We start from the raw sequence: 22125 nt of genomic DNA on the forward strand, positions 1-22125 counted from the left end.
GTTTTTTGCAACGTTAGCTGATTAGCATTTTAAGCTAGGGTTAGATCTAATAGAGAGAGGATTTTTTTATTTTCTCATTCTTCTCATTTTCTTCTCTAACAATTTTTTTTCCGTTTAGTATATCCTTTATTTCATCTCCTGTTAAAGTTTCAAACTCCAGTAGATTTTCAGCAATAAGATCTAAGCCTTTCTTATGCTTGGTCAAAATCTCTTTTGCTTTTTCATAGCAAGAAGACACAACTTCCTTCACTTCTTCATCTATAAGTTTTAACGTATCTTCAGAAATTATGTCAGAACCATGCATGGTTTGTTCGCGATTGTGATAGATCGGGCCTATTTTGTCGCTCATTCCCCATTTCGTTACCATAGCGCGTGATAAATCAGATGCTTGTTTTATATCCGAAGATGCACCGCTTGTGACTTTATCGTAGCCAAAAATTAGCTCTTCTGCCACTCTTCCACCCATAGCAACAGTAATATCTGCTATCATCTTTTCTCTTGTGAGGGACACCCTATCTGTTTCTGGTAGTCTCATAACTAAACCGAGTGCCCTACCGCGTGGAATAATTGTTGCCTTGTGTATAGGATCAGAAGCAGACATATTAACAGCAATCATCGCATGACCAGCTTCATGGTATGCAGTCAGTCTCTTTTCCTCTTCTGTCATAATGAGAGATCGCCTTTCTACGCCCATCATCACTTTATCACGTGCATATTCAAAATCATCCATGGTAACAATCTTCTTGTTTCTTCTTGCAGCGATAAGTGCAGATTCGTTCACTAAATTTGCTAAATCAGCTCCAGAAAAGCCTGGTGTTCCTTTTGCAACTGTTCTCACATTTACATCGGGAGCCATTGATATTTTCTTTATATGCGCATTTAATATCTTTTCACGCCCATTTATATCGGGTAAAGAAATAGTAACCTGTCGGTCAAAACGACCAGGTCTAAGCAGTGCTGGATCTAAAACGTCTGGGCGGTTAGTTGCAGCGATTATTATCACACCTTCATTAGACTCAAAGCCATCCATCTCAACTAATAACTGATTTAATGTTTGCTCTCTTTCGTCGTTGCCGCCACCAAGACCAATGCCACGATGTCTACCCACCGCATCTATTTCATCTATGAAAATTATGCAAGGAGCATTTTTCTTGCCTTGATCAAACATATCACGAACACGACTTGCACCAACACCCACAAACATTTCAACAAAATCAGATCCGGAAATGCTAAAGAATGGCACATTAGCTTCACCTGCAATTGCACGAGCAAGTAAAGTTTTACCAGTTCCAGGAGAGCCAATTAAAAGGCACCCTTTTGGTATTTTTCCACCTAATATTTGAAATTTTTGCCTTTGTTTAAGGAAATCAACGATCTCTACCAGCTCTTCTTTTGCTTCATCAATTCCGGCAACATCATCAAATGTTACTTTTTTTCCACTAGTCATGAGTCTAGCCCTTGACTTGCCAAAGCTTATAGTTCTGTTGCCTCCCGCTTGTGTTTGTTTAAGAAAGAATAGCAAAAAGCCAATAAAGATAAATGTTGGGACCCATGAGATAAGTAATCCACCAATTACGTTCATGGCAGAATCTCCAGTTGAAAAGGAGAATCTCACTTTTCTATCATGTAAATTTTTTATTAGGTCGCTATATATGACACCGTTTGAATTGAAACTTGAACCATCCCTGAACTTGCCCTCAATGCTCTGGTTTTTTATGACAATATTTTCTACATCATTGTCTTCTAGTCTAGTTAAAAATTCCGAAAAAGGTATGGTTGTTTTACTTCTACCTACATTTCCGCTGAACTGAATATAAGCAACTGAAATAAGAACAATAATTACTAACCAGATCAATAAGCCTTCTAAAAATTTTTTCATTTCTATTTCTAACTAAGTACTAATCAAGCTTACCAAATTTTGTTTTATCGTGCTATTAATAATGCATTGAACCTTATCGTCATTGGTATTTTTTTCGTTATAATTTACATCAGGATAAGCAAGCACCTTTCCATCTTTTTGTACTGTAGGCAAAGAATAAAAGACTTCAGGGCAGCAGTTGTAAACTTGAAAAAGCGGGTAGCTACTGCTCCATGTGCTTTCTTTTATGGGAAAATAGTTGCAAGGTCTAATATGTAGGAAAACCTTGTGGGACAAAGTAATTTGTTAATAAGATGACTTTATGTACATTACCGCACACTATTCTATATTACATTTCTATACTACACTGGCAAGCTACATGTTTTACTCTTGCACTACTTATTTTTTTCAATTCACGATCAAAATCATCCATAGTAATAGTAGGAGTAGTGCCTTCATGGCTTCTGTTTATAGCATTATATTTTACTTTTTTTGCCAAATTAGATAAATAAGCTCCTGAATAATCAGAAGTGCGGCTTGCAATTTTTTCCAGATTTACGTCTGGTGCTGTTTGTATATCCTTTAAGTTGATATTCAATATTTTCTCACGCTCCTTTTCTTCAGGTAGAGGAATATAAATGCGCTCACCTAGGCGCCCAGGTCTCAAGAGTGCTTCATCTATATGAGACAAATGATTTGTTGCACCAATTACTATTACATCTTTTCTAGATTTTATCCCATCCAGTTCACTCAATAACTGAGTGATCATCCGCCTCTCTTCATTATTACTAGCAGAAGTTTCTGAATTATTTCGTCTACTAACGGCATCTATTTCATCTATAAAGAGTATGCAAGGAGAATTTTTTCTTAATTTTTCGAAAAGATCACGAATGTAAGCTGGACCAGCACCCATTAATGATTTAGAAAACTCAGACGCTAAAACACTATAACACGGAATATTAACTTCGCCTGCAATTGCACGAACAAGGAGGGTTTTACCATTTCCGGGGGGACCGTATAAAATGTAGCCTGTTGGTATATCACAATTGAATTGTTCAAAATTTTTTCTATTTTTTATGAAATTGCAAATCATTTCTAATGATTTCTTCACCTTATCGGAGATTGCAACATCACTAAATTTTAATTTCTCTTCTTCTGTAATTAATTTATCGTCTAAGCTAATGCTAAAATTTTTTTTGTATATCACCCAGCCAAATACTAGCACACCTAGAAATATTATAATGGAAATGCTACCTAAAATGACATCTGCATTTATGGCTTCTGTTGAAAAGAGGATGTGAACCCTTTTGTCGCGTAAAATTTTTATGGGATCATTAGATATAATACTGACTAACTTAAAACTTGATCCATCCTTAAGCTTACCTACAATACTATTTTCATTTATATCTATAACAACACTTTTTATATCGTTACTTTCTAATCTGTCTGAAAATTCTGAAAAAGATATAGTAGTTAGACCTTCACCTTGAAAAAACAGCATATAAATTGCAAAAATGGTAGCAGCAATTGCCAGACATAAGAGAGCAATTTTAAGGAATTTCCACCGAGTCATTTAATTTTCACCTGAAAGAATTGAGCTTATCAGATTTTCGTACAATATGTTAGTAATAATACACTTAACTCCATTATTATCGATTTTCTGATTACTTTGACATGTACTAGGATAAGCAAGCACTTTTCCATCTTTTTGTACTGTAGGCAAAGAATAAAAGACTTCAGGGCAGCAGTTGTAATCCTTCAGAAATTCAGGAACTTTTTGTGTTTTTTTTAATGGAGCGATGATAACTGAACACTCTTGATTTCCGAGTATTGTGCAGCTAAATCTGTTATCCCATTGAGTAGGTTCATTTAAAGGTAGGTTTACGGTAATTTCTTGTATCCTTGACGATTCTCTAATTATTAAGATATTTTCTCCATATTTTCTTATTTTGCACCCAGAAAGTGTACAGTTAACATTACTATCCTTTTGCAATATTTTATTAAATATTACGATAAGGCTGTTGTACCTTGGTTTATAATGTCTACTGGCAATTGCCATTATAGAGTAAAGAAGAAGCCTCAAGGCTATTTCCTCTGGTAATTGATAAAATTCACTTAGTTTAATTTCAATATAACCAAGATCATGAACATTAACACAGTCATTAAATGCAAGGCATGTGTAGTGCATCAACGCTTTTGCAGCTCTTTTCATATGAAGGGCTGTGAGGCATATTCGCTCTGTTAAAATCTCTTGATTGTTACTTGCTTTAAGTAAGTTACGGTATAAAGTTCGCCTGTATTTTAGGTTATAGTTGCTTCTATCTTCGATCCATTTTAACTGGTGAAGCTTAGCGTACTTTTCTATTTCACTACGACTAAAATTTAACAATGGCCTAAATATATAAATACCATTTAGGAAAGACTTGTAGTCCATTGATGATAATCCATCTACGCCGCTACCTCGCTCTAATCTTAATAAGAACGTTTCTGCTTGATCATCTTTGTGATGAGCGACGAGCAAACATTTAACATTATTGTTTTTACACCACTCTACTAGTAATTTATACCGTGCTTTTCGTGCCTGTAACTGAATATTGCCTTTAATATTTTGCTTCTCCCAATTTAATATGAACGATTCCTTTGCTCCAAGTTCTTTTGCATAACTTACAACAAAATCAGCTTCTTTTTGAGACTCTGAACGTAACCCATGATTTACTGTTAATGCTATAGGAAGTGAAAGCTTGTTTTTTTTTGCCCAGTTATTCATTAAGTGCAGTAAGACTATACTATCTACACCACCTGATACTGCAACTGCAATTTGATTATGGAAAGCAAAGCTATTAGCTATATTTTGAAATAATAACTCTAATTCCATTATGTCTCTTGATGGCCAGATAGTCTCTACGTCATACAGCGACTTATTTGTGGTATATATAGATCCCGCTAACAAGCAACAAAATATGACAAGTTTGTCGTTTTTTTGTCCACCACAGTGCCCTTTCTTTATGTCATCCCAGTGCTTGACACTGGGATCCAGGTTTTAATCTATTTCTTTATTCCAGAAAATGAAAATTCCACTCTACGATTTTTAGCATGCTCTTTTTCATATTTAGAATTTCTAGAATCATCTTTTACATTAACCAAAGGCTCAGTTTCACCCTTAGAAGCAGTTTTTATTCTGTTTTCTATGTATGGTGTACAACTAACCATAAATTTTTTAGCTGCATCTGCCCTTTTAGCGCCTAGCGCAAGATTATATTCATGAGAACCACGGTTGTCAGTATGACCAGTTAAAATAACCTTTGCGTCAGGGTTATCTTGTAACACCTCCATTACGTCAAGTAATGCATCTGCACTTACTTCAGTAACACTAGATTCATCATAACCAAAGAAAACTCTTTTATCACCTATCTGTTTAACAACAGAATTCATTTTATTTGTTGTATTTGCTCCTTTTTTTGGGCAAGAACTTACACCAGTAAGTAGTAAACAAAAACAGCACATTATAACCAGTCTACTCCACATTACTAAACCTCCATAAATTTTAAAATAGTGCGTAACTTTAATTTCAGTAGCTAATATCTCTCCATATTGTAATATAGTCAAGAGAAATAAAATACTAAATACTTTTTCTACAACCTTACAATTAATTTTCCTATAATATGCTGGACTCTGAGTAGAAAAATCCAATAAAAGAATAAAAAGTACAATTTTTTATTGTACTTTAAGCAAATATACTTTTAACTTTATTATTAATCTATCACGATGTTAAACAGATGTTTTCTAAAATAATGAACAAATATGAAATCTTATAAATTTTTAGAGGAAGTATTATATAGGGTAAAGAATATCGAAAATACGCTAAAAGTACTAAACCAAAGCCAATTGAATATAGAGGACAAAGTTGAACAAATGAGTCTTCTAGAAGAAATCAGACATGAAATTATCTCTCATGACGCAATAAAGGGATCATTAGCAGATGCTCTTGGTAACAAAAAAAGTGCAAATACTCAGCAGCTAAAGTTAATAGAGAGAATACATAAAAGCAACAGTGCTGTTCCTATTGATTTAGTAAAGTCTTTATCCAAAGCTAAAGTTGAATGCCAAAATTTATGGAAGCTATCTCGTTCTGAAACCAGTAACTTAGAAAAACTAAAAGAACGTTTTGCTGATTTAATCACACTCATTCGCGAAGTAGCTTCTATAAAATCGCAGCAATTAAAATGCTCAAAATACGACTCACTGCTTGCTGACTATGACTCTGATATCACAGAAAAGAATATAAGGGAAATATTTCCTAGATTAGGCAAATTTTTTAGCGAAAATGTAGATAAAATAATTGAAAAGCAGAAAAAGGATAAGGTTACTAATATACAAAAAGTTGCTACTCAGAAACAGATTGAACTTGGCTCATTATGTTTACAGCAAATGGGTATTGCACTAAATGAGATTCGTACTTCTTATTACTACCCTATAGATTATGATGAATCTGATTTTTGTTATGGTTTATTTTCACTTTTACGGCATAGTGGTTATGCAATTTATCAAAAATGTTTAGCGCAAAATTCTATAAGTAGCCCAATTATGAGACATGTTATGTATGAAACTCAAGGGTTATTCATGGAAAGGATGATTGGAACATCCAGAGAATTTATTGAGTTCATTCAACCACACATAAAAGAGAAGTTTGCTATAAAAGGCAAAACTAATAGCAGTGTTGAAAATTTGCACTTGGTTTTCAATGGAATAAATCTTTCTTCTTTTTTAAAAAATGCAGATGAATTTAGTCTGTTAGCTCATATTATGTTGAGAACTAGGTTAGAACAAGATATAATAAATGGCACATTGGAAGTCAAAGACCTGCATGATGCGTGGTTGGAAGGTATGAAGCATTATAAAATTCCAGTAAAAGCTAAAAATGAGCTGGACACTTATTTTCAAGATGAATATTGGGCAAGCGGTGTTATGGGCTACTTTCCTATAAAAATTATTGCTTTAATTGCTGCTGTGCAGATTTTCTCTTGCGTTAAAAAGAATCATTACGAATCATTAAGTGCTATAATAAAAGGAGATTTTAGTTTACTTATCAGTTGGTTATCTCAAAATGTATACAGTGCAAAGTATAGCCTTTTGGAACTGCTAAAAAAAGTAACAGGTGAGGGTTTAGACGTTGAGTGTGTTACTTACTACTTATCTGAAAAGTATAATTTATCTCAATAAAATGGTTTTCTTGAGTTATGTATGAATTTTGTTCGAAAATTGACCGGAAAGTTTTATAGCCTTTTTACTTTCAAAGGTTTGTTTGCTAGCGATATTGCCATAGACCTTGGTACTGCAAACACTTTAGTTTATCAGAAAAATCAGGGAATAGTGCTTGATGAGCCTTCAGTTGTAGCAAGAATAAAAGAAAAAGGAAGCTACGTTCCTTATGCTTTTGGTAAAAAAGCTAAAATGATGCTTGGAAAAACGCCTGGAGAGATAGAGGCGATAAGGCCCTTAAAAGATGGAGTCATTGCTGATTTTAAAAGTGCGGAAGAAATGCTAAAATATTTCATACGCAGTGCAAACACAAAATTCACTGTTAATAAACCTAATATTATCATATGCGTTCCATCTGGATCCACGCCAGTTGAAAGGCGTGCTATACAAGATGCAGCAGAAAGTGCTGGTGCAAATGAAGTGTTTTTAATTGAAGAACCAATGGCTGCAGCGATCGGAGCTGGGCTCCCGGTTACTGAACCTGAAGGTTCTATGATTGTTGATATAGGAGGCGGTACAACTGAAGTTGCAATTATTTCTTTAGGCGGAATTGTTTATTCACGTTCTGCCAGAGTAGGTGGCGATATTATGGATGAAGCAATAAAATCGTATATTCGTGAAAATCGTAAGTTATTAATCGGTGAAACAACTGCTGAAAAAATTAAGAAAAGCATAGGTTCAGCCAGTCTGCCAGGTGAAAATAACAAAGAGGGAATGATAATTAAAGGCAGGGATTTAGTGAGTGGCATGCCAAAAGAAATGCTTTTATCAGAATATCAAGTTGCAGAAAGTTTAATAGAGCCTGTGCATCAGATAATTTCTGCTATTAAAACAGCATTGGAGAGCACTCCTCCCGAACTTTCTTCTGATATAGTCGATAGAGGAATAGTTTTATCCGGTGGTGGTGGATTATTACGTAATCTAGGTAAAGTTATCAGTGAAACAACAAAATTACCGGTTCGTGTTGCAGATGACCCACTTTGTTGTGTTGCCTTGGGTAGTGGAAAAGTGCTTGAAAACATGGACTACTTCAGTCATGTTTTATTTAAGCAAGATTAATCACGATTTTGGTTGTTGAAATTTTTCAATTTTAAGGTTCTCAAGAAATATTTCTTATTGTGGAATTGTGCATAAATTGCACTAACTCTTTCAATTTTCATATTGTCCTGTACAATATCTATAGCTAGAGTAATTAGATTTACCTGCAATTTGATAAGCGTAAAACTCATCATTCCGCTACTTGTTAGCGCCGCGGCGGTATGACGTAGGGCTGTGCTAGCTATATTTAATAAACTCGGATAACCATGCTAAAAGAATTTGAAATTGAACCTTTGTTAAAAGATAAAGCTCCACACCAAACCAAGGCTATTGTTGCAATGTCCGGGGGAGTTGATAGCTCCGTTGCTGCAGCACTGCTATATAACTTTGGGTACCAGGTGATAGGTGTGACTCTTCAACTCTATGGCACCGATGGTGCAAGAAAAGGTGCATGTTGTGCTGGACAGGATATTTATGACGCTAAGCGTGTGGCTGAAAGTGTTGGCTTTCCTCACTATATTTTAAACTATGAGGAAATATTCAAAAAGGAAGTAATAGAGGATTTTGCGAGTACCTATATGCGTGGGGAAACTCCCATACCATGCGTGAGATGTAACCAAACGGTAAAATTTCGTGATCTATTGCAAGTTACAAAAAATCTTGGTGCGGATGTGCTCGTAACAGGACATTACGTGAGAAGGTTAGAAAAAAATGGTGAGGTAAAGTTGTGCAGAAGCATTGATAAAAGTAAAGATCAAAGCTATTTTCTGTTTGCAACTACTAAGGAGCAGTTAAAGCTTTTGCGATTTCCACTAGGTGGGTTCCATAAAAGTGATATAAGAAAATTAGCAAAGTATTTCAGCTTACAAATCTCTGAAAAGCCGGATAGTCAAGATATATGCTTTGTTTCCGAAAGCTATAGTAAAACAATAGCTAAATTAGCTCCACAATCTGTACAGAAAGGAAAAATTGTGGATGTGAATGGAAAAGTGCTAGGTGAGCATAGTGGCATAGTGAATTTTACAGTAGGGCAAAGAAAAGGCTTAGGTGTTGGGTACAGTGAACCTCTTTACGTGATAAAAATTAATACAGAAAATAATGAGGTTATAGTAGGTCCGATCAACGCATTAATGCAAAAAAAAATATTGATCAAAGAGTTAAATTGGTTAGAACAACCAAAGGAAGGTATGGAAGTAACTGTGAAGCTGAGATCATCACATACTGGAAGTTTAGCAACAATACATTCAACTGACGAAAAAAATAAAGCCTGTGTCATTTTAAACGACGATTACTTTGGCATCAGTCCAGGTCAAGCCTGTGTAGCGTATAAAGATGAGCAAGTAATTGGCGGTGGATGGATATGTTCTTAACTAAAAGCTTTAATGCAGAGTGTAAACGTACAATAGACTTCTTGCATAACCATATAACATTGGGAGTAGAAACGAAAAAACTTCCTTGACAAGCTTTGCCAGCCCCCTTATCATGAAACTGAGGCTATTGTATTTGCTTTCGCCAATCTGCAGATTAAAAGGTAAGGATTACTTAATGTATCGGCGTCTTATGTTCAATTTTTTGCAGTATATAGATACTGTATGTCTTTACAAAACTTCATCTACATCTAGATTTTTATCTAAATAAGCTGAACGCGCTTATAAAGCGTTACAAGACATCAAAAAATGCCAATACTCGACAGAGATAGTAAAAGACTAGCTAACTCGGGGATTCTTTGTCTTTTTTTTACTTGGTAAATTTCTTAAACATTTGTAGCATAGGTTAGTTGCAATTAAAAGCAGCTAAATCTTGCTTGTCAAGCGTTTAAAACATAAAAAACGCCAATATTTTAAAGCGGATAATAACCCCAGGGCTTCTTTTGCCTTTTTTTTTATTTGGTAAATTTTTTAATATTTATACGGAAGGTGTCATCCGAGTAGCTGACACTGGGATCTCATTTTACTTTATGATGATGTCATGAAAGTAGCTGACACTGGGATCCAGAAGACTTAATTTCAACCAAATAATAAAAGGCTAGATCCCAGTGTCACGCACTGGGATGACACCTCTGGACACTGGGATGACACCATTCTTTTTCCTGGATTCCAGACTGGAATGACACCATCATAAAGTAAAACTAGATTCCACCTTCACGCACTGGGATGACAGCTAGCCTGATAACCGTCATCCCGCTACGTGTTAGCGGGATCTAGAGATACCGCAACGGTATAGCTATACCTTTTTCTACTTAGTTTGGGTTATGCAAGAAGTCTAATAACATTTATTGCTATTTTGCCATATATTCCTTATACTATAAAGTAGAACATTATAGGTTTTAGCAATGGTTAAAGAAGTTGAAGAATTAATAAAAATTGTTGGCAAGGGTAATTTATTAGAGACTTTGTTTATTTTTTTAGGTGGCTTTCAACATGCTGACTTAGATCGTAGTATGGACCGCAGAAATCATTTTGGTTTGTCTGCATTCATTAAAAAAGAGGGGGAGCCATTAGATGAATATTTTAACTTAAAGTTTAGTCTACAAGGGCTGTTTTTAATTTATGCTCAAGCTTATAAGATACTTAGTGAAAACAATAACCTGAATACTAAAGATGTCATAGATAAAATATATGAAGTTATTAAAGGGTCTGAGTTAAATAGAGATATAAATGAAGTAGTAGATGGAAGTAAATTAGATTTACTTAACATCTTAGCAAGTCCAAAGAGAGAACCAATATTTAAAACAGAAGAAGATTTTGAAAATAAAGTACTCATTGGTCTTAGAAAGTTACTAAGTGAAGGAAATACATTAAACAAATATGACAGAGAATTTGCATTAAATAAGTGCGTTATCAGCAGCTATTATTCCATTCATGACATAAAAGCAGATAAAGATATAGCATTGTTCTTTTCTTTGGGTGGTCACTATAAAGAACTTTCGTCATCTAACAAAACAGTAAAAAGAGAAGTATTAGAGATATGTGAGAATCAGTTAATAGAGAGCTATATAATGTTCTTGGCTGGCAAACTACACATGATCGGATTATCAAGTAAAGATGGAACCATCAAATATACAATCAACCATGAGAATGTGGATCGACAAGAGAAAGAATTAAAAATGGATGGATTAATATATCCTATAAATACAAAAAACACCCTAGAGCAACTGTTAAAAAACCAAAATAGTGATGAATTTGAACAATTAGTAACGAGCCCTAAAAATATATACTACTCAGTGCCACAAGAAGAGAATAAATGTAGGCCAAATTTCATTGTCAGCAAGAAAAAAGAAAAAGACCATAAAGACACAGTCTGTAAACTTATTTTGGGTATGTTTGTATTATCTGTTGGGTTATATGTTGCTGATTATTTCCTTATGGAGCAAAAATTATTTAATCCAATAAAAAGTGTTCTACCACAGGATAATTTTGTTAATCTAGTAATTGCTGCAGTGCTTACTGTTGTAATAGTATATGCTTTATTTCAATTATCACAGGAACCACCGCTTTCAACAGTCGATGATGTGCAGAATAAAAAATTAGAACCGCTCCATGCAAAACAAGCTATAAATGTAGCAACTTAAAAGCATATATTGTATAATGCTTATTCTTAAGTTAAGAGGTAATTTATGGATTTAAGTAAAATAACAGCGGGACCAAATGCGGTGAATGTGGTAATTGAAATAAGTGCAAATGCTGAGCCTGTAAAGTATGAATTTAATAAAGAGCTTGGGTTGTTACAAGTTGACAGATTTTTGTCTACCTCAATGACTTATCCTTGCAATTATGGGTTTATACCAAATACCTGTGCAGGTGATGGTGATCCTGTGGATGTTTTGGTGCTAACTCAATTTCCCTTAGCATCTAGTGTTTTGATATCGGTGCGTCCAATAGGCGCATTACTCACTAAAGATGAAAAAGGAGAAGATGAGAAAATATTAGCTGTGCCTGTTTTCAGTGTTGATAGCTATTATGACAATATAAAGGACTATTCTGACTTATCTAAAAACCTACTAGATAAAATTGCTCATTTCTTTTCTCATTATAAAGATCTAGAAAAGGGAAAAACGGTAGCAGTTGGAGAATGGGTTGGTATAGAAGAAGCAAAGAAAATCATTGAAAAAAGCAGAAATTAGTTTTTGTTGATTTATAGCTAAAGTGGCTTAGGTTTACCCACAATTTGAAAAACAACAAATTCGTCATTCCGCTACTTGTTAGCGGAATCTATGCTGAGATACCGCGCACAACTGTACGAACATTCATTCTTGAAGGTAAACTGCACAGCAAATGGTGTCATTCCAGTGCTTGACACTGGAATCCAGCCTTGCCGTAATCTCATCAAGAACGTTGTGTTTTAACATAAGATCAGCCACTTTTATGCTTACCAACTTAGTGCCCAATCTGGATCCCAGTGGGCTTTGTTGCATAGCAACCGAAAAAATCTGGTAGCTACTGACAAAATTCATTATAAATAACCATTTAACTGTTGAAGAAAAAATATGCCACAGAAAATGAAAGTCAGTAACCAAAACGAATATAACAAATTCCTTGAAAAAAGGGGAAATATTTTTCATTACATCGATGAAGCTATCGAAAATTGGTATGAAAATAGTCCAAAAATGCAGGGCGGCAACTATATTTACAGTGATAAAGTCGTAATTTTGGTGCATATAATTGTCAATCTTTTTAGAATTGGTTTAAGACAAACGGTGGGGTTTATAAAAGGATATCTGCAACAAATAGGAAAAAATTTGGCAGTTATCAGCTATTCACAAGCATCAAGAAGGTTTAAAAAACTTAATATTAAGATAAATGATTGCAGGGTTGATAAAAGCAACATGGAAAATATTGAAATTATCATAGATAGCACAAGTATCAGCATTTACAGTAACACTCCTGGCCACAGTAAGGAAAACAGTGCAGATAGAAAGTACCGAAGCTACGAGCAAGTAAGAAAGTTACATGTTATGTTAAGTGTGAATAGTAAAAAAGCTATAGCTGCAAGATACAGTAATGGCGTCTACTCTGACCACTATGGAGCTTGCGATTTGCTTGAAGAAGTTAATTTTCAGCACAAAATAAAAGCATTATATGCAGATAGGGCATACGATAGGCACAAACTTTATAAATTGTGTAAGAAATACGATATAAAGACAAAAGTTCTACCAAAAAAGGATGCAGCAGAACATTCAAAAATAGATTATATGTCTGACAGAAATGCTGCTATTAGGTTAATAAAATTATATGGACAAGATGGTGTAAAAGAGTGGAAAAAGGAAGCGATTTATGGAAAGAGATCTTACATAGAAGGATTTTTCTCAAGGTTGAAGCAAGTATTTGGATTTAGCTTTAGGAATAAATCTGAAGTAAATCGTGAAAAAGAATTACTAATTAAGTGCTATTTGCTCAACAAATTCACTGATATTGGTATGGCTAAATTTGAAATCATTACATAAATTTGTCGTAAACCATCACTGCTTAAGGTGCTATGCAACAAAGCCATCCCAGTGTCACGCACTGGGATGACACCATTTGTTGTAAACTCACTTTTACTCTATGGTTATACTACCTTGCCGCTATCCTGAACGGATACCTTCTTTCAGCTTTGGATGACAATAGGAAAAAGTTTGTTACTTAAGCTTAAAAAACGTGTATGATAGTGTTATTTCGCTCAAATCTTTTGTATTACTATCAAGCATTATCTCAGGATCTATATAGAAAGATACGGGCATAGCAGCTTTTTGTTTTGGTAGCAACATTTGCTCTTCAAAACAAAAGCATGCAACTTTATTGAAATACTTACCTGCTTTGAAAGGCGTAACGTTATATACTGCCATACCAAATGAAAGATGATCAGATAGATTTTTTGCGTAATAAAAAGCTAAACTTTGTTCTCCTATGTTTACATCAACGTAGTTAGTTTCTGATTTAAATTCCCAAGGTAGATCGGACATTATATCAGCATTGAAGTGAACCCTGATTTTTTGGTCAGTTGCACTTATTGTTGCATTAGTTACTTTTCTTGTTGTGCCACCATATCCAGTAGCTTTGCAAAAAATGCTGTATAGAGGCACCGATGCATATGCAAGACATAGCATCAACACGACTAAAGATATTAAAAAGAAAACTATAGAATTCTTACTACCTTTCCTTAAAAAGGAAAACATCTAGTCCCTATTATTGAACAAGTTAAGTAACCTGAGTAGATTGAGAAATATGTTAATAAAGTTAAAATAAAGATCAGTTGCACCCAGTATTGCCAATTTAGTAGTAGCGACTTCTGATCCGTCGTTATATTTATAATAAACGTCCTTGATTCTTTGAGCATCATACGCAGTCATTAAGGTAAAGACTATTACTGATATGAACGATATTGCAAAGTAGAGAGGACTACTTCCAAGGAATAAATTTACTATGGATGCTATAATTATCCCCAAGACTCCCATAATCAAGAAAGAGCCCATACTTGTAAGATCTCTTTTTGTGGTATTACCATATAAAGCCATAGAGCCAAACATAATTGATGTAATGAAAAACGCTCTTGCTATATTTTCTGCAGTATAAACTATAAAAATATAAGATAAGGAAAGCCCCATTAACACTGAGAACGAGAAAAATATAGTAACGGCAGACTGAGCACTTAGGTGTTGAATTCTATACCGCATATAGATCACCAATGCAGCTGGAGAGAATATTATCACAAGCGACAGAACAGGATTAGAATGAATTACCTGAAAAAGACCAGAAAATACCGTTAGAAACGCAACAAGCCCTGTAACGCCTAAAGCTAAAGCCATGTAGTTATACACTTTAGTTAGGTAACTTCTAAGCCCAGCACTATAATAAGCGCCTTGAGAGCGAATATCCTGTTCATTTCTCATGTAAGACATAATATAAACTCCTTTTGTCTACTATTTAACACATTATAATATAAAACCACATTTTTATCAAGTATTTTTATTATAAACAGCTATGCGCTGGCATTTGTTTTAATATAAATAGAATATAGGCCTATTGCTGCTGCATTTGAAACATTTAAGCTGTCAATTACGTTTGACATTGGTATTTTTAAAAGATAATCACAATTTTCTTTAACTAACCTTCGCATTCCTTTCTCTTCAGAACCAAAAATAATTACTCTTTTTTTCTCAAAGCTCTTTATTTCATCTATATTTTCTTTAGCATTGAAATCAAACCCGTAACACCAGTAGCCGACCTTTTTTAAATACTGCATAGTTTTTACTATATTTGTAACGTATATTAGCGGAACAATATCCAATGCTCCACTTGCTGCTTTTGCAATAGATGCATTTTCGCCAGGTGAATGATTATGTGGTAAAACCAATGCGTCGACATTAAAACAAGCTGAAGTTCTTAAAATTGATCCAATATTGTGCGTGTCAGTGACTTGATCTAAAATGACTATAGTAGAGCTGTCGTTTGAGCTTTCAGCTACTTCTTCGATGCTTAAGTTATAAAGAATAGGGGCAACATTTAAAGCAATTCCCTGATGGTTAGCACCTTTGGGTAAAACGTCATTAAGTATTTTGTTTTCTACTAATCGAACTTTAATGCCCTTATTGTCTACACATTGCCTAATTTCTTTTTCGTGTTCTCTATAGAAATTTTCTGTTGCTAACAGTTCTATACACCGCCTATTTTTATTCTTCAGTGCTGACATGCAGGTGTGCTTTCCATACAGCCAAAAATTCTCATTAGTTTTTGACGATTTCATCGTATTATTGAAAATCGGGTTTTTATAGAATAAGCAACATTTTACTATGTTTAGATATTGTTGTAAAATTATACAATTCGATTAATGCGTTTATGTCGGACGATGAGTTGGATTGGCAAAAAAATGTTAAGCCAATAGAATGTAGAAAAGTTACTTTGAAAGTTGATCATAAAGTAAATATAAAGTCTATGGTTGATAAAGGTACCTCCGACTTACAAGGGAATTTTCTTAATACCAATAATGGTAATTCATCATTTTGTCTTGACTACAACACAAAATCAAAGATTGATAGGGGTAAATATTTTATAAGCGATAAGCTCGATTTGCATGGCTATAATATAGAGGATGCTTGTTGTAAATTGATAGATTTTATTATCAAAAATTATCGAGCAGGGAATAGATGTTTATTGGTAATTACGGGATACGGCAGTGCAACAAATAAAACAGACACTATAAAGAGTAACTTAAATAAATGGTTAAATGACACTAAAATCCAGCATATGGTTCTATACTACCAGCAAGCTACGAAAAAACATGGTGGTAAAGGAGCTTTTTATGTTTTATTAAGAAGGAATAAAAACCTTGAGTCCTGATACTTAAAATTCCTTTTAAGCCTTAATTTTTCTTGTATAACCATATAAAAATCAGTGTTCGGCAGCGCATGACGCACAATTGTACAAACATTGTAGCCGTTATTCAAGTAGCTATAGAAACGAAAAAACTTACTTGACACATTTTGCCAGCCCCCCTATCATGGTACTGAAGGTATTCATTTATCTTCAATCTGTGCAGATTAAACGACAACAGTATTACGTAATGGCGTCTTATTTTTAATTTTTTGCACTATGCGCACCTTATGTCTTCACAACATTTCTAACTATATAAGCTGAAACGCGCTTATAAAGCGTTTAAGACAGTATAGAACGCCAATTTGCAGGATTAGAGAGTGACAACTAGCTAACACGGGATATCTTTTGCCTTTTTTTCTGCTTAGTAAATTTCTTAAATATTAAAGCTAAGGCTAGTTGCACTTAAAAGCAGCTAAATTGCAGCGTTTAAGACTTAAAAAACGTCAATACTGAAAATAGACAATGACTAGGGTTTCTTTTGCCTTTTTTCTGCTTAGGTTATGCAAGAAGTCTATTGTATTCTTCTGAAAATAATTACATACTTTTGGTAGCTTGACAGTTCGATGTAAAAGTGCTACTGTATGCTTTTTAATAAAGCATTAAGGAGGTTATATGAGTGGCAGAAAACATGATTGTGTTTATTCTTCGTCTTATGAATTGCAGTCTTACGTAAGAATAGGTGTAGGAGCTGTTGTAGGAGTGGGTGCTGTAATAGGAGCTCTTGCAGGGCTAGGGCTTAGTTTTACAGCTCTGTCACCTTTGGTTATAGGTGGAGTAGTTGGTGCTGTATTTCCGGCTTTGCTAGCGCTCGTAGCTATAGGGTTGCGCTGTTACTATCGCAATGAGATTAACAAAGAAAAAAGGAAAGAAGGTATTGTAGAGAAACGTGTAATAGCAGCACTAACGCCACCTTTTCTTTTTGCAGCAATTGCAAGTGTAGCAACTGGAGTGAGCCTTGCTGCAACCGCAAATGCTGTTCTTCCTGGTATCTTTGCAACTTGGTGGGCAATAGCAGCAGGTGCAGGAATAGGAGCCATTGCATTACCCACAGGAATAGTTACAGGGGCAGCTGTTGCAGCAATATTTGCAGGAAGTACACATGAGTGTGTTATGTCAGATAGAGACTCTAATCTTTAGCGAGCTTCAAGGTAATTGGTTGCTATTTGCGAAAATATTCGCATAATTTAAGTAACATTACTTAATAAAAATTAACTATGGAGCTTAATAAGATTGCAGCATCGATTTTACTTTCTGGGCTAATCATTATGATAGTCAGCAACGTAGTTGATATGCTGTATAGTCCAGAGGAATATAAGATTGAACACCAAACGATAGTAGCTGCTGGCAGCAATGAATCTCAGCAAAAAATCGAGCAAGTGGCGCTCGATATTGGAGCGCTCATGCAGAATGCTAGCTTTGAGAAAGGTAAATCAGCAGCGAAAAAATGTATAGCTTGCCATAGTTTTGGGAAAAGTGGAATGAATAAAGTAGGACCAAATTTATGGAACGTAATTGGAAACAAAAAGGCCCATCTTGGCAACTCATTCAATTACTCAAAAGCAGTGCTTGAAAAAGGTGGAAAATGGGGGTATGAGGAACTATTTGCCTTTTTAAAGAACCCAAAAGCCTATATAAAAGGTACACGTATGGCATTTGCAGGTATTTCCAATCCACAAGAAATTGCAGATCTAGTTAGTTATTTGCGTCAATTGAGTGATAACCCGGTTGCTTTGCCAAAGTAGTATGGATTATTGTAAATTGTTTGATGGAAATAATGGTCACATAGCATATCGAAAGCTACAAGGAAAGAAAGCTTCTGTAGTTTTTTTTGGTGGATTTGCATCAAATATGAATGGAACTAAAGCAACTGCTATTTACAAATTTTGCCAAGAAAATGACGTAGCACTTGTGCTATTTGATTACTTTGGTCACGGTAACTCAAGTGGTAATTTTGCCGATTATACAATAAGTGATTGGCAAAAAAATTGTGCTAAAGTGATAAGTGAATTAACTAATGGTAAACAAATAGTTATAGGTTCAAGTATGGGAGGATGGCTGATGCTGCTCACTGCCCTTCAATTTTCAGAAAAAATTGCAGCATTAATCGGCATATCGTCTGCTCCCGATTTCACTGAAGATTTGATATTCAAGCAATTGTCAGGCAAGCAAAAAGAAGAACTAGATTCTAAAGGTGTAATAGATTTTACTTCAGAGCATTGTACATACAAAATAACTAAAAATTTGATCGAAGATGGCAGAAAGAACCTTCTTTTAAACAAAGAGACAATAGATATAAACTGTCCTGTGCGCTTATTGCATAGCATTAATGATAAAGATGTTCCTTATCAAACTTCATTGAATTTAGCTGAAAAAATCAAGTCAACTGATGTTGAAGTACACTTAATAAAATCAGCAGAGCATAACATGTCTGACAATCATTCACTGGAAGTTTTATTTAAGACCATTAGGGAATTTTGTAACCGTTCACTTATTTGAGCTTTCTTCAATTTAAAGTAAATACAGAAAATTGCTGCCTATAGCTAAACTGACCTTACCCAGAAAAAGTGGAGAGAAAGTTGAGAATGTTTTTTTATAAAAAGAATGATGAATCAAAATGTTCAGGGATGCAATAGTTAATAGTGACGTTGTTTGTTATAAAAAATTGGGAGTGTTAAATAAACTGTGTCAAACCGAAAAAAAGTAGTAAGTTGATATAAAAAAATGGAGGTTTCACATATGAATCAAAGAATAGCAAATAAAACTACCGGATTGGTAGACTATAAAGAACTGGAAGCAAATATTCTATCATCGATAAGAGAAGGAAGGCCGCTGACAGGAAGAGATGGAGCATTAACACCGTTTATAAAAAAGTTGCTGGAGGTAAGCCTGGGTGCGCCAAGAAGTGCTTGGAGAACAGTTGGTGAAAATCCAACACAAACAAAGTCTAGCCAACAGTTTGGAACAGACCACTATGTTGCATGAGGTAACGAGTGTAATAGAGCTAGTGGGATGGACAATGCAGGGTACAACGAAAGTGAAGGGATTGAGTTCCGAAATACCTGAAGACATAGAGGTCGACATTTTCATGGCCATGGAAGACAGCATGAAGGATAACGTAAAGGCAAGTTATCACTCACTCTATCGGGATCTGAGACCGTGCCATGTATTGAAATGGACTTCAAGTGAACTTGGGAGATCCTATGCATTCCTACAAAGGTACGCTGGAACAAGTCAACAAAGGCAAGAACTAGCGGAAGATGCAGGGGAAGTCGGACTGATTGATAGTACTCAGAATGTGGGAAAGCCACGTACAAGGGGAAGCGATCAGCAATATAGTAACTGGAATAGGGATTGCTAGGCCAATACAACGGAGGTTGGAATAACATGCAAAATAAACTAAACCAGATAGCAGTAAGAGCAAAGCAAGATAAGCGACTAAAATTCACATCGTTAGTCCATCTGATAAATACAGAGAATCTTGCGAGATGTTATAAAGAACTGAAGCGTAACAAGGCTTGTGGAGTAGACCAGATAACAGTGGAATCATACGGAGAAAATCTGAATGAGAAACTCGAAGTGCTAGTAGAAAGTATGAAGAGGAAGCAATATCAACCACAACCAGTAAAGAGGGTATATATACCGAAAGCTGGAAGTAAAGAGAAACGCGGACTCGGAATACCATCGACCGAGGATAAATTAGTACAGATTATGCTGAAGAAGATATTAGAAAATATTTACGAGGCAAACTTTCTGGACAGCTCATATGGATTTCGACCTGGAAGAAACTGTCATCAAGCGGTAAATGCACTAGATAAAGCAGTTATGTACAAGCCAATAAACTACATTGTAGAAGTGGATATCAAGAAGTTCTACGATAATATACAGCATAAATGGCTAATGAGATGTCTAAGGGAACGAATAACTGACCCAAATTTGCTGTGGTTAGTAAAGCGGTTTCTCAAGGCAGGGATAGTCGAAGCTGGAAATTATGAAGCAACAAAACAAGGTACACCCCAAGGTGGTATAGTAAGTCCTGTATTAGCAAATATATACTTACATTATGTGTTGGATTTATGGATAGAAAAGAAATTTAAACCAAGATCCAGAGGATATATACAACTAATAAGGTTTTGCGACGATTTTGTGGTTTGTTGCGAAAGTAAGGTAGACGCGGAAGAATTTCTGGAATTACTGAAACAAAGGCTAAATAAATTTGGGTTGGAAGTATCTGAAAACAAGACCAGAGTAGTAAAGTTTGGCAAGAGGGAGTGGCAACAAGCGATAAGAGAGAAACGAAGGACGGAAAGTTTCAATTTTCTGGGGTTTACGCACTATGGTGCAAAAAGTCGTCGTGGTAGATTAATAATGGGACATAAAACCTCAAAGTTAAATCTAGCCAGAAAACTAAAAGAAATCAAGGAGTGGTTGAAAATAGTCCGCGGAAGTATTCGACTTAAAGATTGGTGGCAAGTACTGAAGGCTAAATTAACAGGACACTATAACTACTTTGGTATTAGCGGAAATTATTGGTGTTTGAAACAATTTTACACATCAGTAAGAAAGCTAGCATTTAAATGGATAAATCGGCGTAGTCAGAAAAAGAGTATGACCTGGGAACAGTTTGTACACTACGTAGAAGTAAATCCATTACCAAAGCCAAAAATACATTTTTCTTTATATGCATAAGAGGGACGACTGTGAAAACTAATATTGATGAGCCGTGTGCGGGAAATCTGCAAGCACGGTTCTTTAGGGGGAGTTGTAGTAATAAAACTCAAACGAGAGGAGTAAAGCTACAGCTTCTACCGAACAAGGTGAAATAGAAAACCACTTGTCGGCTAAAAGCGAAGAGAATAATCGAAGAAATGGGAGAAATGCAAAAACTTTACGTACAAGTGCAGAGCTATTAACACCAAGAGATAGAGAAGGAAGTTTCGAACCACAAATAGTCAAAAAAAGGCAAACAAACTTACATCCAGAGCTTGAAACGAAGATTTTGAGCACATTTGCCAGTGGTATGGGCTATAGAGATATAGTGTCACATGTTGAGGAAATTTATGATCACAAAATATCGGCGGCAGAGATATCAAGTATTACTGACAAATTGCTACCAGTAATCAACGAATGGCGTAGTCGCCCGCTGCAGTCTGTATATCCGATAGTTTTCATGGATGGCATGTTTTTTAAAGTCAAAGAGGACGGGCATTGCGTAAGTAAATGCATGTATAACATATTAGGCATAGATCAAAATGGCAAAAAAGAAGTATTAGGTTTTTATTTGGCTGAAAGTGAAGGAGCTAACTTCTGGTTGGGAGTGCTAAATGACCTCAAAGAAAGAGGAGATACCGTCTCGCCAGTCAACAAGAAAATTACAAAAATTGAATCTAAATTGCCTAAGTTATATTGTGAAATCAAAAAATACTGCCAATTCCCGTCCTGTGTAGCGGTATACAGATTGTAGTTGTATTAAACAAGAGCCTGATATTAGTTTTGACTACCTCAATTCTTCTGTCAGTTAATTCTTGTCTGTCAGATTAAATCTTGTCTTTTACACTTATCAACATATACACTAACCAACTACATTCAATAAATTTGTGTAAGATACCATTTTACATAAGA

The 22125-nt window shown here is 35.1% G+C and carries 20 protein-coding genes and 3 pseudogenes; 15 read left to right on the forward strand and 8 right to left on the reverse strand.

Annotated elements, in window-relative coordinates:
• Positions 1-46: 46 nt before the first annotated feature.
• The 5 genes and pseudogenes from ftsH to ACQH1X_RS00580 all read right to left on the reverse strand — a co-directional run bounded on the left by ftsH (position 47) and on the right by ACQH1X_RS00580 (position 5383).
• Positions 47-1879, reverse strand: coding sequence for an ATP-dependent zinc metalloprotease FtsH (ftsH, locus tag ACQH1X_RS00560; protein WP_425386256.1), 1833 nt, complete (start codon positions 1877-1879; stop codon positions 47-49).
• 12 nt (positions 1880-1891) lie between these two features.
• Positions 1892-2062 (reverse strand): annotated as a pseudogene (locus tag ACQH1X_RS00565) (tRNA lysidine(34) synthetase TilS); the annotation flags it as partial.
• Between the two features lie 145 nt (positions 2063-2207).
• On the reverse strand, positions 2208-3431 hold the full coding sequence (locus ACQH1X_RS00570; protein WP_425386257.1) for an ATP-dependent metallopeptidase FtsH/Yme1/Tma family protein: 1224 nt from the start codon (positions 3429-3431) through the stop codon (positions 2208-2210).
• Complete coding sequence (gene tilS / locus ACQH1X_RS00575) at positions 3432-4733, reverse strand: tRNA lysidine(34) synthetase TilS (RefSeq protein WP_425386258.1); 1302 nt, start codon at positions 4731-4733, stop codon at positions 3432-3434.
• Positions 4734-4903: 170 nt separating this feature from the next.
• The gene (locus tag ACQH1X_RS00580) at positions 4904-5383 is read right to left on the reverse strand and encodes an OmpA family protein (protein WP_265026544.1); all 480 of its coding nucleotides are present in this window, start codon (positions 5381-5383) and stop codon (positions 4904-4906) included.
• A gap of 276 nt (positions 5384-5659) precedes the next feature.
• Between ACQH1X_RS00580 and ACQH1X_RS00585 the strand changes: the two genes are divergently transcribed.
• From ACQH1X_RS00585 to ACQH1X_RS00610, 6 genes are all read left to right on the forward strand, one after another.
• Complete coding sequence (locus tag ACQH1X_RS00585) at positions 5660-7078, forward strand: carboxypeptidase (protein ID WP_425386259.1); 1419 nt, start codon at positions 5660-5662, stop codon at positions 7076-7078.
• Between the two features lie 21 nt (positions 7079-7099).
• Positions 7100-8176 (forward strand): rod shape-determining protein, encoded by a 1077-nt coding sequence (locus ACQH1X_RS00590; protein ID WP_425386260.1) that lies wholly within the window; start codon positions 7100-7102, stop codon positions 8174-8176.
• A 245-nt stretch (positions 8177-8421) separates the two neighbouring features.
• On the forward strand, positions 8422-9525 hold the full coding sequence (gene mnmA, locus ACQH1X_RS00595; protein ID WP_425386261.1) for a tRNA 2-thiouridine(34) synthase MnmA: 1104 nt from the start codon (positions 8422-8424) through the stop codon (positions 9523-9525).
• A 962-nt stretch (positions 9526-10487) separates the two neighbouring features.
• Positions 10488-11726 (forward strand): WD1261 family protein, encoded by a 1239-nt coding sequence (locus ACQH1X_RS00600; protein WP_425386262.1) that lies wholly within the window; start codon positions 10488-10490, stop codon positions 11724-11726.
• 45 nt (positions 11727-11771) lie between these two features.
• Positions 11772-12278 (forward strand): inorganic diphosphatase, encoded by a 507-nt coding sequence (ppa, locus tag ACQH1X_RS00605; protein WP_425386263.1) that lies wholly within the window; start codon positions 11772-11774, stop codon positions 12276-12278.
• A gap of 363 nt (positions 12279-12641) precedes the next feature.
• Entirely contained in the window at positions 12642-13598 is a 957-nt protein-coding gene (locus tag ACQH1X_RS00610) for an IS5 family transposase (protein ID WP_425385760.1), read from the forward strand.
• A gap of 174 nt (positions 13599-13772) precedes the next feature.
• Here ACQH1X_RS00610 and ACQH1X_RS00615 read toward each other — a convergent pair whose 3' ends face one another.
• From ACQH1X_RS00615 to rlmB, 3 genes are all read right to left on the reverse strand, one after another.
• On the reverse strand, positions 13773-14309 hold the full coding sequence (locus ACQH1X_RS00615; protein WP_253307274.1) for a cytochrome c oxidase assembly protein: 537 nt from the start codon (positions 14307-14309) through the stop codon (positions 13773-13775).
• On the reverse strand, positions 14310-15032 hold the full coding sequence (locus ACQH1X_RS00620) for a Bax inhibitor-1/YccA family protein (RefSeq protein WP_265034443.1): 723 nt from the start codon (positions 15030-15032) through the stop codon (positions 14310-14312).
• 80 nt (positions 15033-15112) lie between these two features.
• Positions 15113-15877 (reverse strand): 23S rRNA (guanosine(2251)-2'-O)-methyltransferase RlmB, encoded by a 765-nt coding sequence (gene rlmB / locus ACQH1X_RS00625; RefSeq protein ID WP_425386264.1) that lies wholly within the window; start codon positions 15875-15877, stop codon positions 15113-15115.
• Between the two features lie 92 nt (positions 15878-15969).
• Between rlmB and ACQH1X_RS00630 the strand changes: the two genes are divergently transcribed.
• The 9 genes and pseudogenes from ACQH1X_RS00630 to ACQH1X_RS00670 all read left to right on the forward strand — a co-directional run.
• Entirely contained in the window at positions 15970-16470 is a 501-nt protein-coding gene (locus ACQH1X_RS00630) for a Smr/MutS family protein (RefSeq protein ID WP_425386265.1), read from the forward strand.
• Between the two features lie 648 nt (positions 16471-17118).
• The gene (locus ACQH1X_RS00635; RefSeq protein ID WP_425386266.1) at positions 17119-17643 is read left to right on the forward strand and encodes a hypothetical protein; all 525 of its coding nucleotides are present in this window, start codon (positions 17119-17121) and stop codon (positions 17641-17643) included.
• 77 nt (positions 17644-17720) lie between these two features.
• On the forward strand, positions 17721-18248 hold the full coding sequence (locus tag ACQH1X_RS00640; protein ID WP_425386267.1) for a c-type cytochrome: 528 nt from the start codon (positions 17721-17723) through the stop codon (positions 18246-18248).
• Position 18249: 1 nt separating this feature from the next.
• Positions 18250-19002: an alpha/beta hydrolase gene (locus ACQH1X_RS00645; RefSeq protein WP_425386268.1), complete on the forward strand. Its 753-nt coding sequence runs from the start codon at positions 18250-18252 to the stop codon at positions 19000-19002.
• A 240-nt stretch (positions 19003-19242) separates the two neighbouring features.
• Positions 19243-19395 (forward strand): annotated as a pseudogene (locus ACQH1X_RS00650) (IS256 family transposase); the annotation flags it as partial.
• Positions 19396-19477: 82 nt separating this feature from the next.
• Positions 19478-19864 (forward strand): hypothetical protein, encoded by a 387-nt coding sequence (locus ACQH1X_RS00655; RefSeq protein WP_246433168.1) that lies wholly within the window; start codon positions 19478-19480, stop codon positions 19862-19864.
• A 26-nt stretch (positions 19865-19890) separates the two neighbouring features.
• A complete protein-coding gene (gene ltrA, locus ACQH1X_RS00660) occupies positions 19891-21192 on the forward strand; it encodes a group II intron reverse transcriptase/maturase (protein ID WP_425385808.1) in 1302 nt (433 codons plus the stop codon).
• 11 nt (positions 21193-21203) lie between these two features.
• A complete protein-coding gene (locus ACQH1X_RS00665) occupies positions 21204-21329 on the forward strand; it encodes a hypothetical protein (protein ID WP_425385885.1) in 126 nt (41 codons plus the stop codon).
• A pseudogene (locus ACQH1X_RS00670) lies at positions 21317-21847 on the forward strand (IS256 family transposase); the annotation flags it as partial. The gene ACQH1X_RS00665 and the pseudogene ACQH1X_RS00670, both read left to right, overlap by 13 nt.
• Between the last annotated feature and the right edge of the window lie 278 nt (positions 21848-22125).

It is taken from the genome of Wolbachia endosymbiont (group A) of Barypeithes pellucidus (genome assembly GCF_964030885.1).
Lineage (GTDB): Bacteria > Pseudomonadota > Alphaproteobacteria > Rickettsiales > Anaplasmataceae > Wolbachia.